This window comes from Pseudomonas sp. NPDC096950 (assembly GCF_044762525.1).
In the GTDB taxonomy this organism is placed as follows: Bacteria; Pseudomonadota; Gammaproteobacteria; order Pseudomonadales; family Pseudomonadaceae; genus Aquipseudomonas.
Genome location: NZ_JBIWEL010000022.1, coordinates 51126 through 71465, shown reverse-complemented (window position 1 = coordinate 71465; position 20340 = coordinate 51126). Strand labels below are relative to the sequence as shown.

Sequence of the window (20340 nt, the reverse complement as noted above, 5' to 3'; positions counted from 1 at the left end):
CCCCCGCACTACCCCCCCACCGAATTGCCCGTCTACACTCGAAACATTCCCCCCGAGCCATAACGAGACCGTTATGCCCAGATTGCCGACCGTGCTTTTTTTGCTGTCGCTGATGACCTGGACCGCAACGGCTGGCGCGCTGACTCTGACCGACGAAGAACGTAGCTGGCTGGCGGCTCACCCGGACTTGCGTCTGGGCGTCGATGCGTCTTGGCCGCCCTTCGAGTTCCGCGACGAGCAGAACCGTTACCAGGGCCTGGCAGCGGATTATATAAATGTGATCCGCCAACGCCTGGACATCAAGCTCACCCCCATCGAACCGGTGAGCTGGACGGTCGTCCTGGAACAGGTCAAGCAAGGCAAGCTGGACTTGCTACCGGGCATCATGTCGACACCGGAACGCCAGACGTACCTGTCATTCACCCGCCCCTACCTGGATTTTCCGATTGTCATCCTCGCCCATGTCGGCGGTGCCCAGCCGCGCAAGATCGAGGACCTGTACGGCCTGAAAATCGCCGTGGTGGAAAATTACGCCCCCCATGAACTGCTGCGCACCCACCACCCCGACCTGAACCTGGTGGCGATGCCCAACGTCAGCTCAGCGCTGCAGGCGCTGGCCACCGATGAAGTGGACGCCGTGGTCGGCGATCTGGCCTCCAGCGTCTGGAGCCTGCGTCAGCTCAAGCTAGACGGGCTCTATGTCAGCGGCGAGACGCCCTATCGCTATCAATTGGCGATGGCAGTGCCACCAAAAAACAAAATGCTCGTCGGCATCATCGACAAAGTCCTCGCGGACATGAGTTCGAGCGAAATCAGCACCATTCAAGAGCATTGGGTCGGTAACGTCCTCGATCACCGGACTTTTTGGTCGGACTTGCTTGTTTATGGCTTGCCGGGCCTGTTGCTGCTGATGATCGTGCTGGCGGTGGTAATCCGGATCAACCGCCGACTGAGTTCGGAAATTGCCCGGCGGATCGATCTGGAGCAGGAACTGCGCAGCAGCGAATACCACTATCGCGGGCTGGTCGAGAGTCTGTCGGCCATTGCCTGGGAAGCGCGAATCAGCGATTTCACCTACAGCTACGTGTCGCCCCACGCCGAAGACCTGCTCGGCTATCCCCTGTCCCATTGGCTGATTCCGGGGTTCTGGCGCAACATCATCCACCCGGCGGACCTGACCCGCGCCCAGACCTTTTGCGATCACGAAGTGCTGGCCGGTCGCGATCACAGCGTCGATTACCGGGTCATCACCGCCGATGGGCGCTGCTTGTGGGTGCGCGATATCGTCAGCCTGATCGAACACGGGCATGAACCGGTGTTGCGCGGTTTGATGATCGACATCAGCGACGCCAAGCGCACCGAAGAGGCGCTGCGCCTGTCGGAACAGAAGTTCGCCTCAGTGTTCCAGCAATGCCCGGACATCTTGGTGATTGCGCGGCTTTCCGATGGTTGCCTGCTGGAGGTCAACGAAGCGTTTGAAGAACAGATCGGGCTCAAAGCCGTGGACGTCATCGGTCAGACCGCCACCGATTTGAATATCTGGGGCATTCCGGGTGTGGGGCCAGGCTTGTTGCAGCGCTTGCAGGCCGGCAGCATCCGCAATTTGGAAATGCCCTTTCGCCGCAACAACGGCCAGGTGTTCACCGGCCTGATTTCCGCCGAACCCTTCGATCTCGACACCACGCCAGCGCTGGTGGTGGTGGTGCGCGATATCAGTCAGCTCAAAGAAACCCAGCAACAGCTGCAAACCTCCGAAGAGAAGTTCGCCAAGGCCTTCCACGCGTCGCCTGACGGCTTGCTGCTGTCCCGGCAGAGCGATGGCCTGCTGCTGGAGGTCAACGAGGGCTTCAGCCGCATTACAGGCTTCAACAGCGCGATGTCGGTGGATCGCTCGGCGCTGGACCTGGGCATCTGGGTCAATCTGAACGAGCGCAAACAAATGCTCGACCTGCTGCATCGGGACGGTTTCGTCCGGGACTTCACCTGCCACATTCGCCGCAACGACGGACAGATCCGCCTCTGTGAGGTGTCCAGCCGTCCGCTGCCGATCGGTGACGAAGACTGCATGCTGACCATCGCCCGGGACATCACCGAGCGGCACTTGATGCAGGAAAAACTGCAACAGGCCGCCACCGTGTTCGAGAGCACCGCCGAAGGTGTATTGATCACCGATACCCAACAGCACATCAGCGCGGTCAATCGCGCGTTCACTGAAATCACCGGTTACAGCGAGAGCGAAGCACTGGGCCACACCCCTCGCCTGCTCGCCTCGGGCCTGCACGACAGCGCGTTCTATGCGGCGATGTGGCACCAATTGACCGATGAAGGCCATTGGCAAGGCGAGATCTCCAACCGGCGCAAAAACGGTGAACTGTACCCGAGCTGGCTGACCATCAGCGCCGTGCGCAACCGCGACAAGTTCATCACGCACTTTGTCGCGGTGTTCGCGGACATCTCCAGCCTCAAGCACGCCCAGGCCAAGCTCGATTACCAGGCCCACCACGACCCGCTCACCGGCCTGCCGAACCGCACACTGTTCGAAAGCCGACTGCTGACCGCACTCAACAACCAGCAGGAAAACGGCGGCCAAGGCGCGGTGCTGTTCCTCGATCTGGACCGTTTCAAGCACATCAATGACAGCCTCGGTCACCCGGTCGGCGACCTGCTGCTCAAGGGCATCGCCGTACGCCTCAAAGAGCAACTGCGGGACATCGACACCGTGGCGCGCCTGGGCGGCGACGAGTTCATCATCCTGCTGCCAGGCCTGCAACAAGCCACCGATGCCGACCACATCGCCACCAAATTGCTCAATTGCTTCGCCGCGCCGTTCCAGGCAGGCGAGCACGAGTTTTTTATCAGCGCCAGTATCGGCTCCAGCCTGTATCCCAAGGACGGCTGCGACGTTGCCACGCTGGTCAAGAACGCCGATGCGGCGATGTACCGCTCCAAGGCCAAAGGTCGCAACCGGGTCGAAAGCTACACCCGCGACCTCACCGCCCAGGCCAGCGAACGGGTGGCGCTGGAACACGAACTGCGCCGCGCCATCGAGCGCAATGAATTGCACCTCTGCTACCAACCGAAAGTCAGCCTCGACGATCATCGCCTGGTCGGCGCCGAAGCGCTCATCCGCTGGCGTCACCCGACCTTTGGTGATGTCCCGCCAGAACACTTCATTCCTCTGGCCGAAGAAAACGGCATGATCCTGCAGATCGGCGATTGGGTGCTCGAGACCGCGTGCCGGCAGATGTTCGAATGGAATCAGCTCTACGAATGCCTCGGCCCGCTGTCGGTCAACCTCGCCGGCGCACAACTGCGCCAACCGAACCTGCTCGGTCGCATCGAACAACTGCTCAAGGACAACCGTCTCAGGCCCGGTTTTCTGCAACTGGAAATTACCGAGAACTTCATCATGAGCCAGGCCGAAGAAGCGCTGGCGGTGTTGCACCAACTCAAACGCCTGGGCGTGCAACTGGCGATCGACGACTTCGGCACCGGTTATTCGTCCCTGAGCTACCTTAAACGCCTGCCGCTGGACATCCTCAAAATCGACCAGTCCTTCGTCCGCGGGCTGCCGGATGATCCCCACGACGCGGCCATTGTCCGCGCCATCATTGCCTTGGGCCGCAGCATGCAATTCACCATCATCGCCGAGGGCGTCGAAACCCAGGCCCAACAGGAATTCCTCGCCGCCGAAGGCTGCGAACAGATTCAGGGCTACATCGTCAGCCTGCCATTACCGCCCGAGGAATTTGCGGCGACGTTTCTTCGTATAGCCGTATCGGATTTTTCGGATAGCACAGCCGAGAAACCGTCGCTATAATCCGCGGCCTACTGAGGGCCTATAGCTCAGTTGGTTAGAGCAGAGGACTCATAATCCTTTGGTCCACGGTTCAAGTCCGTGTGGGCCCACCAAACAAAAAAGCCGCGTATTTACGCGGCTTTTTCGTGTCTGGAGTTCCAGTTTTCTCCAAGCACTTTTTTCTTAAAATCGAGCGAAGTGTCCAGAAAGTGTCCACATTGAATTTCCAATGAGCCGATGTCATCCGCAGACACACACGCGAAATTGACAAACCAACCTTGAACTTTAGGATGGCTCAACCTATAAATACTATAGAAAATTAATGAGCCCTCTTCTTCCCTTTCCACTGCCCAAAAACAAAGCTCTTGAAATCATCCGTGAGCTTTCGCAGGTATCGGAACGTATCTTCTACTCTCCGCACGCCAAGGTGCGGATGATTGAGCGGGGCGTGAGCATGCCGGATGTGATGGAGTGTCTAAGTAAAGGGCAAATTACCGAGGGGCCGTTTCAGCAGCCTGGTGGTGATTGGAGATTTACCATTTCCTGGTTCAGAGCTGGCTCACCTCTCCAGATTGTCGGCGCGATCGACATCGATGACGACGGGACATTTCTCGTCATAGTGACCGCGATTCAAAAGAAGGGATGATTTTTATGTACCACTACGTAGAAAGCGGCCTACCGAACGTATGGCTTAGCAACGGCTTCGTGGTGAAAGAGACCGCGTATGGCGAGTCTGTTGCCATCACAGATGTGAAAGGCCTACATGATGTAATAGGCAAGGCTATTGCTGGGAAGCCTTCAGTGCTGACAGGCGCTGAGTTTAGATTTTTGAGAAAGGAGCTTGGGTTATCTCAAGAAAGCCTCGCCGAAATTGTTGGCCTGACGAGCCAGGCCGTAGCGATCTGGGAAAAAACCGACAAAATCCCGATGGTGAACGATCGGTATTTGCGGGGGCTTTATCTTGAGGCCAAAACTGGCGAAGCCGATCTGATGTCGGCTATCAACACCATCAACAAACTGGACCACGAACTTTACAAGCTGAATCTGGAGTTTGAAGGTGAATGGCACAAAGCATGCGCATGAACCTGGACACGTAAAAAAGCCGCGTATAAACGCGGCTTTTCCTTAGCTGCAATTCACCCCTTACTCAGGGCAACGCATAAGCAATCACATAATCCCCCCGATCCGAAGACTGTCGCGCGCCACCCACCGTCAGCAAAATGTATTGCTTGCCGGTTTTCGGCGAAACGTAAGTCATCGGCCCCGACTGACTGCCCACCGGCAAGCGCGACTTCCAGATCTCATTACCATTGCCGGTATCGAAAGCACGCAGGTAGAAATCCTGCGTCCCGGCGAAGAACAGCAGCCCCGACTGAGTCGCCAGCGAAGCGCCCAAGGTCGGCATGCCGATCGGAATCTGCAAGTGCATGCGGATGCCCAGCGGCCCGGTGTCTTGTACGGTGCCAACCGGAACCTGCCACATCAACTTGTGGGTCTTGAGGTCGATGGCGGACATGGTGCCGAACGGTGGTTTCTGGCACGGAATCCCGGCGGCCGAGAGGAAGCGTTCGCGCATGGCACCGAACGGTGTGCCCTCTTGCGGCACGACGCCCATTTCGATGCCGCTGGCTCCAGCGGCAATCTTGTTGCGCGGGATCATGTAGTTGGCCAGGCCCAGGCGCATGTCGTTGACGAACATGTAGTTGGTGTTCGGATCGACCGAGACGCTGCCCCAGTTCATGCCGCCCAGGGAGCCCGGGAATTGCAGCGCGCGATCAAGGCCCGGCGGCGTATAGACGCCCTCGTGACGCATGCCTTTGAATTGGATGCGGCACATCAACTGATCAAACGGCGTGGCGCCCCACATGTCGGATTCGGTCAGGGTCTGGTTGCCGATTGACGGCATGTCCACCGAGAACGGCTGGGTCGGCGAGTAGCGTTCGCCGGGCACGTTGCCTTGTGGCACCGGGCGCTCTTCGACGCGGGCGATGGGCACGCCGGTTTCGCGGTTGAGCAGAAAGATCTCGCCCTGTTTGGTGACTTGCGCCAGGGCTGGCTGGGTGCCGCCCTTGTCGTCCGGCACGTCGTAGAGCAACGGTTGCGCCGGCAGGTCGAAGTCCCAAAGGTCGTGGTGGGTGGTCTGGAAGTGCCAGCGCACCTGACCGGTTTTCACGTCGATGGCGACGATGGACGAGTTCCACTTGTCATCCAGGGCCGTGCGTTGGCCGCCGAAGAAGTCAGGGGTCGCGTTGCCGGTCGGCAGGTAGACCAGACCGAGTTTGGCGTCGTAGGACATGGCCGACCAGACGTTCGGTGTGCCACGGGTATACGTCTCACCGGCCGGCGGGCGTTTGGTGGTATTCGGGTTACCCGGATCCCACGCCCAGGCCAGTTCTCCGCTGCGCACGTCATAGGCGCGGACCACGCCTGGCGGTTCGCCGGTGGAGTAGTTATCCGCCACACGACCACCGACGATCACCACATTGCCGGCAACCAGCGGCGTCGAGGTTTGTTGGTAGTAACCCGGTTTGACTTCACCCATGTCGGTTTTCAGGTCGACGGTGCCTTTGTCGCCGAAGTCCTCGCAGGGCTTGCCGGTGTCGGCATTAATGGCGATCAGACGCGCATCGCCCGTCGGCAGAAACAGACGTTTCGCACAGGCTGTGGGCGGGCTGTCCGAAGACACTGGCGTTTCGGAATAACCCAGGCCACGGCAACGCTGCCAGTTCGGCGCGGTGCCTTGGGGGTCGAACTTCCAGCGCTGGGTGCCGGTGTCGGCGTCCAGGGCGAAGACTTTGCCATAGGCGGTGCAGGTGTAGACCGTGTCACCGATTTGCAGTGGCGTGTTCTGGTCTTCAGCGCCAGCGCCGGTACTTTGCGGGATGTCGCCGGTGTGGAAAGTCCAGGCCACCTGCAACTTGTCGATGTTGGCTTTGTTGATCTGGTCCAGCGCGGCGAAACGATTGCCGGCGGTGGTGTTGCCCCAGTGGGCCCAGTTCTTCTGTTCGGTTCCCGGCGCGACCGGCGTGACTGCGGGTTCACTGCTGGCTTTGACCACATGGGTCGGCACGAACATGTAGGCCAGCGTCGCGACGACGCCAATGGCAAGAATACCGGCCAAGCCGTAAGCGCCACGCCCCGCCGTCGCGCCGGAAGCGCGCATCAGCGTCGGATAAATCAGCGCGACAACCAGGCCGATCACGGCGAACGTCAGCACCCGCGAAACCAGCGGCCAGTAATCGAAACCGCTGTCCCACACCGCCCAGATCGCCGTCAGGATCAGCGCCACGCCATACAGCCACGCACCTTGCGGCTTGAGCCGGGCGATCATCAGTCCGGAAACCAGCATCGCCAGGCCCATCAGCAGGAAGTACCAACTCCCACCCAATGTCACCAGGTAAGCACCGCCGCCCGCCAGGCCGAGCCCGATCAACGCGATCAGGAGACCCAGCCCCACCAGCAACCATTTGCTGCCGGCGGCAGCCCCAGAATTATTCATGTCGGAAGTTTTCCCCATTTGTGACAAGGGTGAAATGATGTACTACCTAGTTACTTATGGCAATTTGTCGCAGGCAAAATGTTCTGAACGGTACAAAATCAACCTCAAATAACCGCTGCGAGCGCTGTGTGGGATGTGTCTGTAACATGCTGCCTATCGATGCATTCCGCCGGAGACGCCCCTTGCCTGACACCCGCCCGCCCGCTCTTGACGAAATCGACCGCCAATTGATCGCGGCCTTGCAAATCAACGCCCGTGAAAGCGTGGCCATGCTCGCGCGGCAGCTGGGCATCGCGCGCACCACGGTGACTTCGCGGTTGTCGCGCCTGGAAAAAGCCAAGGTGATCACGGGTTACGGCGTGCGCTTGGGTCAGCGTGTGGTCGATGGTGGTTTGCAGGCATATGTCGGGATCACGGTGCAGCCGCGATCCGGCAAGGAAGTGTTGCGCCGACTTAGCGCGATGGCTCAGGTTCAGCAGTTGTGTGCGGTGAGTGGCGAATTTGATTATGTGGCGTGGTTGCGCACGGACTCGCCGGAGCAGTTGGATCAATTGCTGGATCAGATTGGCAGTGTGGACGGGGTGGAGAAGACCACCACTTCGATCATCTTGAGCAGCAAGATTGACCGGGGACAGCCGGTCTAGACACTGTCCATGTGGGAGCGGGCTTGCTCGCGAAGAGGGTGCATCAGTAACCATTGCAGTTGGCTGACCCACCGCTTTCGCGAGCAAGCCCGCTCCCACAATGAGCAGTGTGTAGCAGTAGATCGTCATATTGATCAAATAACTGGCAAAACGACGACACATTGCGTCTTATTAACGTGTTCTACGCTCTCTAGAATGGCTGCCATCTTTTCCTATACTCAGACGCGCATCCCGCGTCGGGTCGCCAGCAAGGTCAGCCATGAACAAGAACAATCGCCATCCTGCAGACGGTAAAAAACCAGTCACCATTTTTGGCCCGGACTTTCCTTTCGCCTTCGACGACTGGATCGAACACCCGGCTGGCCTCGGCAGCATTCCTGAGCACCACCACGGTGCCGAAGTGGCGATCGTCGGCGCGGGCATCGCCGGGCTGGTGGCGGCTTACGAGTTGATGAAGCTGGGCCTTAAACCCGTCGTCTACGAAGCCTCGAAGATGGGCGGTCGTCTGCGCTCCCAGGCATTCAACGGGACCGATGGCATCGTCGCCGAATTGGGCGGGATGCGTTTCCCGGTATCGTCTACCGCGTTCTATCACTACGTCGACAAACTCGGCCTGCAGACCAAGCCTTTTCCGAACCCGCTGACGCCCGCGTCGGGCAGCACGGTGATCGACATCGAAGGCAAAACCCATTACGCACAGAAACTGGCAGACCTTCCTGCACTGTTCCAGGAAGTGGCTGACGCCTGGGCGGATGCACTGGAAGCCGGGTCGCAGTTCGCCGATATCCAGCAAGCGATCCGTGACCGTGACGTGCCGCGCCTCAAAGAATTGTGGAACACCCTGGTTCCGCTGTGGGACGACCGCACCTTCTACGACTTTGTCGCGACGTCCAAAGCCTTCGCCAAGCTCTCGTTCCATCACCGCGAGGTGTTCGGTCAGGTCGGCTTCGGCACCGGCGGTTGGGATTCGGACTTCCCGAACTCGATGCTGGAAATCTTCCGGGTGGTGATGACCAACTGCGACGATCACCAGCACCTGGTCGTCGGCGGTGTCGAACAAGTCCCGCAAGGCATCTGGCGCCATGTGCCAGAACGCTGCGTGCACTGGCCCGAAGGCACCAGTCTCAAGTCTTTGCACCGAGGCGCGCCACGCTCCGGGGTTAAAAAAATCGCCCACGCCGCTGACGGCCGTTTTGCGGTCACCGACAACAACGGCGACACCCGCGAATACGCCGCCGTACTGACCACCTGCCAGAGCTGGCTGCTGACCACCCAGATCGAATGCGACGAAACCCTGTTCTCGCAAAAGATGTGGATGGCCCTCGATCGCACTCGCTACATGCAATCGTCGAAAACCTTCGTGATGGTCGACCGCCCGTTCTGGAAGGACAAGGACCCGGAAACCGGCCGCGACCTGATGAGCATGACCCTCACCGATCGCCTGACCCGTGGCACTTACCTGTTCGACAACGGCGACGACAAGCCGGGCGTGATTTGCCTGTCGTATTCGTGGATGAGCGACGCGTTGAAAATGCTCCCGCACCCGGTGGAAAAACGCGTGAAGCTGGCGCTGGATGCGTTGAAGAAGATCTACCCGAAAGTCGATATCGCCGCGCGGATCATCGGCGATCCGATCACCGTGTCCTGGGAAGCCGACCCGCACTTTCTCGGTGCCTTCAAAGGCGCCCTGCCCGGCCATTACCGCTACAACCAGCGCATGTACGCGCACTTCATGCAGGACGATATGCCGGCCGAGCAACGCGGGATTTTCATCGCCGGCGACGATGTTTCGTGGACGCCAGCCTGGGTTGAAGGCGCGGTTCAGACCTCGCTCAATGCGGTGTGGGGCATCATGAAACACTTCGGCGGTGAAACTCACGCCGAGAACCCGGGTCCAGGAGATGTGTTCAACGAGATCGGTCCGATCGCCCTGCCCGAGTAAGAGGAATCCGAAATGCGCGTAGCCCTTTACCAATGTCCACCGCTGCCCCTTGACGTCGCCGGCAATCTGCAACGCCTGCATCAACTGGCGCTGGAGGCCAAAGGCGCCGACTTGCTGGTGGTGCCGGAGATGTTCCTGACCGGCTACAACATCGGCGTCGATGCAGTCAGTGTCCTCGCCGAGGTGCACAACGGTGAATCGGCGCAACAGATTGCGCGCATCGCGAAGTCGGCCGGGATCGCCATTCTGTATGGCTACCCTGAGCGCACCGAAGACGGTCAGATCTACAACTCGGTGCAGTTAATCGACGCGCATGGCGAACGCCTGTGCAACTACCGCAAGACGCACCTGTTCGGCGATCTTGATCACTCAATGTTCAGCGCCGGCGGGGACGATTTCCCGCTGGTTGAGCTCAATGGCTGGAAGCTTGGTTTCCTGATCTGCTACGACATGGAATTCCCGGAGAACGCCCGTCGCCTGGCCATGGCCGGCGCCGAGCTGATCCTGGTGCCGACCGCGAACATGATTCCCTTCGACTTCGTCGCCGATGTCACCGTCCGCGCCCGGGCTTTCGAAAACCAGTGTTATGTGGCTTACGCCAACTATTGCGGCCACGAAGGAGATATCCAGTATTGCGGCCAAAGCAGCATCGCAGCGCCGGATGGCAGCCGCATCGCCCAGGCGGGTCTGGATGAAGCGCTGATTGTCGGTGAGCTGGATCGGCAGTTGATGGTCGATTCCCGTGCGGCCAATCGCTACCTGATTGATCGTCGCCCCGAGTTGTATGGAGCGCTGAACAAGCGCTGAGCACCTGTTATCCGCTAGCATTAGCGCTTCCCTGCTCTGGAAGTGCTCATGCCTGCGTTGAATCATCCCCGCCCTCACACTGAAACCCTGGCCAACGGCCTGCGGGTGACGCTGCGTCATGCCCCCGATTTAAAGCGCAGTGCTGCGGCGTTACGGGTGGCTGCCGGCAGTCATGACGTGCCTCTGGCGTGGCCCGGATTGGCGCATTTTCTTGAGCATCTGTTTTTTTTAGGTACTGAACGTTTTCCTACCGGCCAAGGGCTGATGGCCTATGTCCAAGGACACGGTGGTCAGGTGAATGCACGCACCAGCGAGCGCACCACAGATTTCTTTTTTGAGTTGCCGCCGCAGACATTGGCCGGTGGGTTGGAGCGTCTGTCAGACATGCTCGCTCACCCGCGTATGAATCTGGACGATCAATTGCGGGAACGGGAGGTTTTGCAGGCCGAATTTGTGGCCTGGTCCCAGGATGCGGCAGCGCAACAGCAACTGGCGCTGTTCAATGGATTAGCGGCGGCGCATCCGTTACGAGCGTTTCACGCCGGCAATCGCGACAGTCTGCCGGTGCCGCAGCCTGAGTTTCAGCAGGCGTTGAAAGACTTCTATCAGCGGTTTTATCAGATCGGGCAAATGACCTTGAGCCTGGCGGGGCCGCAGACGATTGATGAACTCAGGGCGATGGCTGAGGCGTTTTCCGCCGCCATCGCCATCGCCGAAAAAGCCCCTCAGGCAATGCCCACAGCGTTAATGGATTCTTCCGACAAGAGTTATCAACAGGTCAGCGAATCGCGCCTGGATCTGCTGTTCACGTTCGAAGCACTCCCAGAGTCCTCTCCCGAAGCGTTGGCATTCTTGTGCCATTGGTTGAACGCCGCGAAACCCGGTGGTTTGTTGGATGAGCTGCAAAAACGCGGATTGGCAGACGGTCTTAAAGCCGCGCCCCTGTATCAGTTCTCTGGCCAAGCCCTGTTGCACATCGAATTCAAACTGCTCACCCACGCAGCGCCCGCAGCCATTCGTGAACAACTGATGGATTGGTTGGGGTTCTTTGCCGCCCAACAAAACTGGGGCGCATTACGCGACGAGTACGCCGCCCTGCTGCAACGTCAGCAGCAAGTCAGCAACGCTTTGCAATTGGCCCAGCGAGACACTGAACAACTTGAAACCGGGTTATCCGAACAAGGTGTCGCAGCCCTCAAGGACATCCTGAAAAAAATCGGCGCTGTGGATAACTTCAGCGGCCAATGGCAACTCCCTGCGCCCAACCCGTTTTTGCGCTCCGAAGCCCCCATCGCCAATGCCGGGCTGATCCGCGGCCAGACCAGCGCCCACCGTGGCCTGCGCACGTTTGCCCAGGATCGCTCGCGGGGTCGTCGTGAACGCTCGTCAATGCAATTCAGCAGCGCGTTGCCGGGCAACACCGATGAAGGCGCGATTTACCTGCGTTGGCGCCTGGATTCGACGCCGGATAGCCGGCTGCAATCGAGCCTGGAAAACCACCTCCAGCCATTGCGCGAAGATGCTCGTCAGGCCGGCGTGGATTTTTCCTTCAGCGCAGCGGGCAATGAATGGCTGCTGAAGATGACCGGTCTGCAAGAGCCAATGCCAACCGTCCTCGAACACGCGCTGACCGCTCTGACAAAACCCGATGCGGATTTCCCACAAACAGAACAGACAAGTCCTGCGTTGATGCCGATTCGGCAGTTGCTCAAAGCGCTGCCCGAGCATTGCCTTGGACACACCGCCACCTCAGCCGACCTGCCACAACTCTGGTCGAGTGCCCGATGGGATGGTCTGGCCGTCGGTCTGTCCGCCCAGACCCAAGCGGCCATGGGGGTTGCACTGAGTCGTATCCCCGGTGTTGCGGACAATCAACTGACACCGCCGCCCTCAATAAACTCACAGCATGTGTGGAACACAGTCGACACCAATTCCAATGAACACGCGCTGCTGCTGTTCTGTCCGACCGCCACCCAGGACATCTCCGACGAGGCTGACTGGCGCTTGCTCGCACATCTGCTCCAGACATCGTTCTACCAACGCATGCGGGTCGAGCTGCAACTGGGTTATGCGGTATTCAGCGGACTACGCCAGATAAACGGCCAGACCGGTTTGCTGTTTGGCGTGCAGTCACCGAGCGTTGCCGCTGCGGATTTGCTGGAACACATCCAGCACTTCCTGAAAGAACAGGGCGATCTGATTCAAAGCATCGACGACGCTACTTACCTCGCGCAACGCCAAGCCCTCGCCGATCAATTCGACAACAAAGCCCTGCCTAACGTCCAAGCCGCTGAATTGCTTTGGCAGGCCAAACTCGCCGGCCACTCGTCGGATTACTTGACGCAACTTCCTGAAGCAATTTTAAAGATCGACCGACAAGCTCTACTCGCCGCCGTGCAACGGCTGAACACTGCCGAAGGTGGCTGGCGCTGTCTGGCCAGCGAGGCTTGCCCGGGGGCGCCTTGGCAAGCGGCAAAATGATCATTACCGAGGCTGCAATTAGCTTTCTCAAAGTTTCACGGGCAAGGGCGCTGTAATTTTGAGTAACATAGCCACCTAACTATCTGAACATCTCCGGCTGGAGGTGGACTATATGTATAGGTCTCAACTGTCCCATCCACCTGAAAGGAGCACTCTTATGTCCTGGTCCAAACCTGCTTACACCGACCTGCGTATCGGCTTTGAAGTCACCATGTACTTCGCAAGCCGCTAAGTTTGTCTTGCAGCACAGCGCCTCGGTCTGCCGGGGCGTTTTTATTTTCAGTGTTCACAATGATGGAGCGGCCATGTTTGTCCAGATTCTAGGTTCCGCCGCCGGCGGTGGTTTCCCGCAGTGGAATTGCAACTGCGTGAACTGCGCGGGCTTTCGCGACGGCAGCCTGAATGCCAAGGCGCGTACCCAGTCGTCCATCGCGATTTCCGATGACGGCGTGAACTGGGTGCTGTGCAACGCTTCGCCGGACATCCGCGCACAACTCCAGAGCTTTACCCCGATGCAACCGGGCCGCGCCCTGCGCGACACCGGGATCAGTGCGATCATCCTGATGGACAGCCAGATCGACCACACCACCGGTCTGCTCAGCCTGCGTGAAGGTTGCCCGCATCAAGTCTGGTGCACCGACATGGTCCACGAAGACCTGAGTACCGGTTTTCCGCTTTTCACCATGCTGACCCACTGGAACGGTGGGCTGAACTGGAACCGCATCGAACTCGACCAGAGCTTCAGCATCCCGGCCTGCCCGAACCTGCGTTTCACCCCGCTGCCCTTGCGCAGCGCTGCGCCGCCCTACTCGCCGCACCGATTCGACCCGCACCCGGGCGACAACATCGGCCTGATCGTCGAAGACCTGAGCACCGGCGGCAAACTGTTTTACGCACCGGGCCTGGGCAAGGTTGACGGGCCGTTGCTGGAGATCATGGCCGGCAGCGATTGTCTGCTGGTGGACGGCACGATGTGGGACGACGATGAAATGCAGCGCCGTGGCGTCGGCACCCGTACCGGTCGCGAGATGGGCCATCTCGCGCAGAACGGCCCCGGCGGCATGCTGGAAGTGCTGGAACAACTGCCCGAGCAGCGCAAAGTACTTATCCATATCAACAACACCAACCCGATTCTCGATGAGAATTCGCCGGAGCGGGCGGAGCTGGTTCGGCGCAATGTGGAAGTGGCGTATGACGGCATGGGTATTGTGTTGTAACTAATGACCTCTTCGCGGGCAAGCCCGCTCCCACATTGGAATGCGATCCCCTGTGGGAGCGGGCTTGCCCGCGAAGGCGCCAGATCAGACACCAAAGAATCAACCGGTCGTACCCGGAGAACCGAAATGACTGACACCGCAATGTCCCCCACCGAGTTCGAAGCCGCCCTGCGCGCCAAGGGCGCCTATTACCACATCTACCACCCGTACCACGTGGCGATGTACGAAGGCCGGGCGACCCGCGAGCAGATCCAGGGCTGGGTCGCCAACCGCTTCTACTACCAGGTGAACATCCCCCTGAAAGACGCCGCGATCCTCGCCAACTGCCCGGACCGCGAGATCCGTCGCGAGTGGATTCAACGCCTGCTTGACCATGACGGCGCCCCCGGCGAAGACGGCGGCATCGAAGCCTGGTTGCGCCTGGGCCAAGCCGTCGGCCTTGATCCCGATCAGTTGCGCTCCCAGGAACTGGTGCTGCCCGGCGTGCGTTTCGCCGTGGACGCCTACGTCAATTTCGCCCGTCGGGCCAGTTGGCAGGAAGCCGCCAGCAGCTCACTGACCGAGCTGTTCGCGCCGCAGATCCATCAATCGCGCCTCGACAGTTGGCCGCAGCATTACCCGTGGATCGACCCGGCCGGCTATGAGTATTTCCGCACGCGCCTGGGCCAGGCCCGCCGCGATGTCGAGCACGGTCTGGCAATCACCTTGCAGCACTACACGACGCGGGAAGGCCAGGAGCGCATGCTGGAAATTCTCCAGTTCAAACTGGACATTCTTTGGAGCATGCTCGACGCCATGACCATGGCCTACGAACTGAATCGCCCGCCGTATCACAGCGTGACCGAGCAACGGGTCTGGCATAAAGGAATCACCTTATGAGTTTCGATCGCAGCAAGACCCCGACCTGGCGTACCGGCTACCGTTTCCAGTACGAACCGGCGCAAAAAGGCCACGTGCTGCTGTACCCGGAAGGCATGATCAAACTCAATGAAAGCGCCGCGCTGATTGGCGGCTTGATCGACGGCGAGCGGGATGTCGCGGCCATCATCGCCGCACTCGACGCACAGTTCCCGGGTGTGCCTGAGCTCGCTGAAGACATCGAGCAATTCATGGAGGTCGCCCGTGCTCAGCACTGGATCGAACTTGCCTGATTCCGTGTCGGACAAGTTACCGCCCAAACCGGAAATCGGCCTGCCGCTGTGGCTGCTGGCCGAGCTGACCTATCGCTGCCCGCTGCAATGTCCGTACTGCTCCAATCCGCTGGATTTCGCCGAGCAGGGCAAGGAACTCAGCACCGAGCAGTGGATCAAGGTGTTCCGCGAAGCGCGGGAGATGGGCGCGGCGCAACTGGGCTTCTCCGGCGGCGAACCGCTGGTGCGCCAGGATCTTGCCGAGCTGATTGCCGAGGCGCGCAAATTGGGTTTCTACACCAACCTGATCACCTCCGGTATTGGCCTGACCGAGCAGAAAATCAGCGATTTCAAGAAGGCTGGGCTGGACCATATCCAGATCAGTTTCCAGGCCAGCGACGAACAGGTGAATAACCTGCTGGCCGGCTCGAAAAAAGCCTTCGCCCAGAAGCTGGAAATGGCCCGCGCCGTTAAGGCCCACGGCTACCCGATGGTGCTGAACTTCGTGACCCATCGGCACAACATCGACAAGATCGATCGGATTATCGAGCTGTGCATCGCCCTTGAGGCAGACTTTGTCGAGCTCGCGACGTGCCAGTTCTACGGTTGGGCGCAGCTCAATCGTGTCGGCCTGTTGCCGACCAAGGAACAACTGGTCCGGGCCGAGCGCGTCACCAACGAATACCGCGCCAAACTGGAAGCCGAAGGGCATCCATGCAAGCTGATTTTCGTCACCCCGGACTACTACGAGGAACGCCCGAAAGCCTGCATGAATGGCTGGGGCAGTATTTTTCTGACAGTCACGCCTGACGGAACGGCCCTGCCCTGTCACGGCGCCCGACAGATGCCGGTGCAATTTCCCAACGTGCGCGACCACAGCATGCAGCACATCTGGTACGACTCGTTCGGCTTCAACCGCTTTCGCGGTTACGACTGGATGCCCGAGCCGTGCCGCTCCTGCGATGAAAAAGAAAAGGACTTCGGTGGCTGTCGCTGCCAGGCGTTCATGCTTACCGGTGATGCCAGCAATGCCGACCCGGTGTGCAGCAAATCGCAACATCACGGCGTGATTCTCCAGGCCCGCGAAGAAGCCGAGCACGCGACTCAAACCATTGAACAACTGGCCTTTCGCAATGAACGAAACTCACGCCTCATCGCCAAAAGCTGAACCCTTCAGCGCCATCAAGGCTGTCGCGGCCGGCATCGACTTTGCCGAGCTGCTGGTCGGTCGTCATGGCCTGTTCTGGAACGAATACCGTCCCGAGGACGCCGCTTGCCGGATCTGGCACTGGCGAGACGGCCAGGCCACATGCCTGACGCCGCCGGGATTCAGTGCGCGCAGCCGCGTGTACGAATATGGCGGCGGAGCGTTTTGTCTGACGGATGACGGGATAGTTTTCGTCAACGAGGCGGACCAGCAACTGTATCGACAATCGCTGAAAGGCGAGACGCCTGAAATGCTGACGTCGAGTGACTGCCGTTACGGTGATCTGCAGTTTGCTAATGGTCAGGTGCTGGCGGTTGAAGAAAACCATGATCAGCATCGATTGGTAGCCATCGACCTGGCGGACGGCGCGCGGCATTTGCTGGCCGAAGGTGCGGATTTCTACGCGGCACCGACCCTGAGTCCGGATGCCCGGCGCCTGGCCTGGATCGAGTGGAGCCGACCGGATCAGCCGTGGACCGCGACCCGTTTGATGGTTGCTGACCGCCAAAGCGAGGGCGGTTTTGGTCAGCCCCGCTGTGTGGCGGGTGATGGGGTTCAGGAATCGCTGCAACAGCCTCGTTTCGATGAAAGTGGTCGCTTGTTTTGTCTGACGGATCGCGGCGGTTTTTGGCAGCCTTGGGTGGAATCCGCCGAAGGTTTGAGTCCGCTGGCCAGCGCTGCTGCCGATCACGGTCCCGCGCCGTGGCAACTCGGTGGCAGTACCTGGTTACCGCTTGGCGAAGATCGTTATCTGGCGAGCTGGACCGAAGGTGGGTTTGGCCGCCTGGGTCTTTGCGGCGACAATCCTGAGGACTTCACCGGGGACTACAGCCGTTTCCGAAGTCTCGCACTGGATGATCAGTTCATTTACTGCATCGCCTCCTCGCCGGTCACTTCCTCAGCGGTGATTGCCATTGAGCGCGACACGCGACAGGTCAAGGTCCTGGCCGGCGGTATCGCACCGCTGCCCGCCGAGCAAATCAGTCGCCCGCAAACCCTGCGCTACCCAAGCGGTTCGGGCGAGGCCCACGGTTTCTTCTACCCGGCGATGAGCGGTGCAGCGAAACCGCCGCTGGTGGTGTTCATCCACGGCGGCCCGACCTCGGCCTGCTACCCGATGCTCGACACACGCATCCAGTATTGGGCACAACGGGGCTTCGCCGTGGCCGACCTCAACTATCGCGGCAGCAGCGGTTATGGCCGGGATTATCGCCAGGCTCTGCATTTGAGCTGGGGCGACGTCGATGTGGAAGACGCCTGTGCGGTGGTCGCTTACCTCGCCGAACGCGGATTGATCGACGGCGACAAGGCCTTCATTCGCGGTGGCAGCGCCGGTGGCTACACGACCCTTTGCGCACTGGCCTTTCACAAGGTCTTCCGGGCTGGGGCCAGTCTGTATGGCGTCAGTGATCCGGTTGCTTTGGCCAGGGCAACGCACAAATTTGAAGGCGACTATCTGGATTGGTTGATCGGCGATCCCGAGCAGGATGCCGAGCGCTACGCCGCACGCACGCCGCTGCTGCACGCGAGCAATATCTCGGTGCCGGTGATTTTCTTTCAGGGCGAGCTGGATGCCGTGGTGGTACCGCAGCAAACCCGCGACATGGTCACGGCGCTGGAAGAGAACGGCATTCTGGTTGAAGCCCACTATTACGCGGACGAGCGTCATGGGTTTCGCAAGGCGGGTAACCAGGCGCATGCGTTAGAACAGGAATGGTTGTTTTATCGACGGGTGATGGAATTGGCGGACTGAAGTTCGCGCTTGGTGCAGAAATAGCGGCGCCTCATTCGCGAGCAAGCCCCCACCCACATTGGATCTGCGGTGGACGCAAAACCCTTGTGGGTGCGGGCTTGCCCGCGAAAACGATCTACCTGACGCCGCGAACCTCAGCGCTTGGCAATGATATACACCGCATGCACGATCCCCGGAATGTAACCGCACAACGTCAGCAGAATATTCAGCCAGAACGCCCCGGCGAAACCGACTTGCAGAAACACACCCAGGGGCGGCAACAGAATGGCAATGATGATTCGAATAAAGTCCATGGGTCAGCTCCTGATTGATGTTGACTCGCACGAGCCACACAACCAATCGACCTGTGCCGTTCGTCAGGGTTCAGTCCGAATCTCGGGATGATGGCCGCATCCCGATGAATCCAGAGACAAAAAAACGCCCCACACCAAAAGGATCAGGCATGGGGCGATGCGTTATTACCGCGAGACGGTTCAGGAATTCGTGTAGGACGGATCCGATCAGACGGCAATCCCTTTACGGCATTGCAGTTGCGCGGTGCGGACCCGGGAAAATGCTCGGGCCAGGCGCAGGAGCATTTCGTCGATGTTGGCCTTGCTGACGGTGAGGGCCGGGGTGAAGCGCAGGCAGTCGGGTTGCGGGGCGTTGAGCAGCAAGCCTTCGTGAAGTGCGGCTTTGACTACCGCGTCTGCTGAATCTTCGGACAGGCTCAGCCCCCAGAGCAGCCCTTGTCCGCGTAGTTCACCGTGTCCGTAGCGATGGGCCAGGCGCCCGAGGCCTTCGCCAAGGTATTGAGCGGTTTGCTGCACATGATCGAGAAAGCCTTTGTCCCGCACGCTATCGAGCACGGCCAGGCCGGCAGCGCTAATCAGCGCATTGCCGTGATGGGTGCCGGTCATTTCACCGATGTCGAAGCAGCACGCCTTGCCCCGGGCCAGCAACGCAGCCAGCGGCACGCCACCACCCAGGCCTTTGCCGAGTACGACGATATCGGCACGCACGCCGTAGGATTGTTCCGCGAGCAAGGTGCCGCAACGGCCGAGCCCGGTTTGCACTTCGTCGAGGATCAGCAGGATGCCCAGTTCGCGACACAAGCGCTCAACACCCTTGAGGTAATGCTCGTCAGCCGGAATTACCCCGGCTTCGCTCTGAATCGGCTCGAGCATGATTGCCACGGTCTGCGCGTCCACAGCCGTGTGCAAGGCGGGAAGGTCATTGAATGGAACGTGGCTGAAACCCGGCAACTGCGGCTCGAATCGGTTGGTCAGCGTCGAACTGTCCGACGCCGAAATCGTCCCGAGACTACGACCATGACACCCCTTGTTGGCCACGATGATCCGCGAAGCACCGCCGCGATGCAGTTGACCCCATTTGCGCGCCAGTTTGATCGCCGCTTCACAGGCTTCACTGCCACTGTTGAGCAGGTAGGCCTGATCGCTGCCAGTACTGGTGCAAAGTCGTTCGGCGAGATTGAGCAGGCCACGGTTATGCAGGCCGAAACCGGGATTGATCAGGGTTCGGGCCTGATCCGAGATCGCATTAACCAGCACCGACGGGCTGTGCCCCAGGCTATTGGCCCCGCCACCCTGTGAAAAATCCAGGTAAGCGCGATCATCGCTGTCCCACAACCATGAACCCTGGCCTCGGACGAAAATCTGCGATGGCCGCTCGACACTGGGCATCAGACACTCGCTGGAAAGGTTGTCGCTGCAAGCCGGCAGTGAGGCGTCCATGACCAAATCATCAAGACTGGGTGGATTGCGCCGCAAATTAAACAGATTCATCGAAAAAAGCCTCGTTTGAGGTTTTTTGTCTTTCCTATGTAAACACCAACACGGTAAACGGTCTTCATCGCGCTTTC

The 20340-nt window shown here is 59.7% G+C and carries 16 protein-coding genes and 1 tRNA gene; 14 read left to right on the top strand and 3 right to left on the bottom strand.

Translation table 11 applies throughout. The features are described 5' to 3' along the window. Nucleotides 1–73: 73 nt before the first annotated feature. The 4 genes from ACIQY3_RS26610 to ACIQY3_RS26595 all read left to right on the top strand — a co-directional run bounded on the left by ACIQY3_RS26610 (nt 74) and on the right by ACIQY3_RS26595 (nt 4882). Nucleotides 74–3820: a bifunctional diguanylate cyclase/phosphodiesterase gene (locus tag ACIQY3_RS26610; RefSeq protein WP_403025785.1), complete on the top strand. Its 3747-nt coding sequence runs from the start codon at nt 74–76 to the stop codon at nt 3818–3820. Between the two features lie 15 nt (nt 3821–3835). Next, nucleotides 3836–3912 (top strand) — tRNA-Ile (locus ACIQY3_RS26605). 209 nt (nt 3913–4121) lie between these two features. Then, the gene (locus ACIQY3_RS26600) at nt 4122–4445 is read left to right on the top strand and encodes a DUF4258 domain-containing protein (RefSeq protein WP_403025783.1); all 324 of its coding nucleotides are present in this window, start codon (nt 4122–4124) and stop codon (nt 4443–4445) included. 5 nt (nt 4446–4450) lie between these two features. Next, entirely contained in the window at nt 4451–4882 is a 432-nt protein-coding gene (locus tag ACIQY3_RS26595; RefSeq protein WP_054617223.1) for a DNA-binding transcriptional regulator, read from the top strand. A gap of 64 nt (nt 4883–4946) precedes the next feature. On the opposite strand, the gene ACIQY3_RS26590 is transcribed toward ACIQY3_RS26595, so the two are convergent. Continuing rightward, a complete protein-coding gene (locus ACIQY3_RS26590; protein WP_403025781.1) occupies nt 4947–7298 on the bottom strand; it encodes a glucose/quinate/shikimate family membrane-bound PQQ-dependent dehydrogenase in 2352 nt (783 codons plus the stop codon). Between the two features lie 182 nt (nt 7299–7480). Between ACIQY3_RS26590 and ACIQY3_RS26585 the strand changes: the two genes are divergently transcribed. The 10 genes from ACIQY3_RS26585 to ACIQY3_RS26540 all read left to right on the top strand — a co-directional run bounded on the left by ACIQY3_RS26585 (nt 7481) and on the right by ACIQY3_RS26540 (nt 18479). Continuing rightward, a complete protein-coding gene (locus ACIQY3_RS26585; protein ID WP_403025779.1) occupies nt 7481–7942 on the top strand; it encodes an Lrp/AsnC family transcriptional regulator in 462 nt (153 codons plus the stop codon). Between the two features lie 259 nt (nt 7943–8201). Continuing rightward, entirely contained in the window at nt 8202–9884 is a 1683-nt protein-coding gene (locus ACIQY3_RS26580; RefSeq protein WP_403025777.1) for a flavin monoamine oxidase family protein, read from the top strand. Between the two features lie 12 nt (nt 9885–9896). After that, nucleotides 9897–10691, top strand: a complete 795-nt coding sequence (locus ACIQY3_RS26575) for a carbon-nitrogen hydrolase family protein (RefSeq protein WP_403025775.1) — start codon at nt 9897–9899, stop codon at nt 10689–10691. Nucleotides 10692–10739: 48 nt separating this feature from the next. Beyond that, nucleotides 10740–13172, top strand: a complete 2433-nt coding sequence (pqqF, locus tag ACIQY3_RS26570; protein WP_403025773.1) for a pyrroloquinoline quinone biosynthesis protein PqqF — start codon at nt 10740–10742, stop codon at nt 13170–13172. Between the two features lie 157 nt (nt 13173–13329). Continuing rightward, nucleotides 13330–13404, top strand: a complete 75-nt coding sequence (gene pqqA, locus ACIQY3_RS26565; protein ID WP_009045898.1) for a pyrroloquinoline quinone precursor peptide PqqA — start codon at nt 13330–13332, stop codon at nt 13402–13404. 73 nt (nt 13405–13477) lie between these two features. Beyond that, nucleotides 13478–14389, top strand: coding sequence for a pyrroloquinoline quinone biosynthesis protein PqqB (gene pqqB, locus ACIQY3_RS26560; RefSeq protein WP_403025771.1), 912 nt, complete (start codon nt 13478–13480; stop codon nt 14387–14389). 126 nt (nt 14390–14515) lie between these two features. Continuing rightward, nucleotides 14516–15268 (top strand): pyrroloquinoline-quinone synthase PqqC, encoded by a 753-nt coding sequence (gene pqqC, locus ACIQY3_RS26555; protein ID WP_123410558.1) that lies wholly within the window; start codon nt 14516–14518, stop codon nt 15266–15268. Next, nucleotides 15265–15540 carry a pyrroloquinoline quinone biosynthesis peptide chaperone PqqD gene (gene pqqD, locus ACIQY3_RS26550; protein WP_403025769.1) on the top strand — a complete coding sequence of 92 codons (276 nt, stop codon included), beginning with the start codon at nt 15265–15267 and terminating at the stop codon, nt 15538–15540. Before pqqC ends, pqqD begins: the two co-directional genes overlap by 4 nt. Nucleotides 15541–15544: 4 nt before the next feature. Further along, nucleotides 15545–16687: a pyrroloquinoline quinone biosynthesis protein PqqE gene (pqqE, locus tag ACIQY3_RS26545; RefSeq protein WP_185058291.1), complete on the top strand. Its 1143-nt coding sequence runs from the start codon at nt 15545–15547 to the stop codon at nt 16685–16687. After that, the gene (locus ACIQY3_RS26540; RefSeq protein ID WP_403025767.1) at nt 16653–18479 is read left to right on the top strand and encodes a S9 family peptidase; all 1827 of its coding nucleotides are present in this window, start codon (nt 16653–16655) and stop codon (nt 18477–18479) included. Before pqqE ends, ACIQY3_RS26540 begins: the two co-directional genes overlap by 35 nt. 134 nt (nt 18480–18613) lie before the next feature. Here the strand turns inward: ACIQY3_RS26540 and ACIQY3_RS26535 are convergent, their stop codons facing one another. After that, on the bottom strand, nt 18614–18772 hold the full coding sequence (locus ACIQY3_RS26535; RefSeq protein ID WP_007904205.1) for a YqaE/Pmp3 family membrane protein: 159 nt from the start codon (nt 18770–18772) through the stop codon (nt 18614–18616). A 207-nt stretch (nt 18773–18979) separates the two neighbouring features. Then, nucleotides 18980–20263, bottom strand: coding sequence for an aspartate aminotransferase family protein (locus ACIQY3_RS26530; protein WP_403025764.1), 1284 nt, complete (start codon nt 20261–20263; stop codon nt 18980–18982). Nucleotides 20264–20340: the final 77 nt, after the last annotated feature.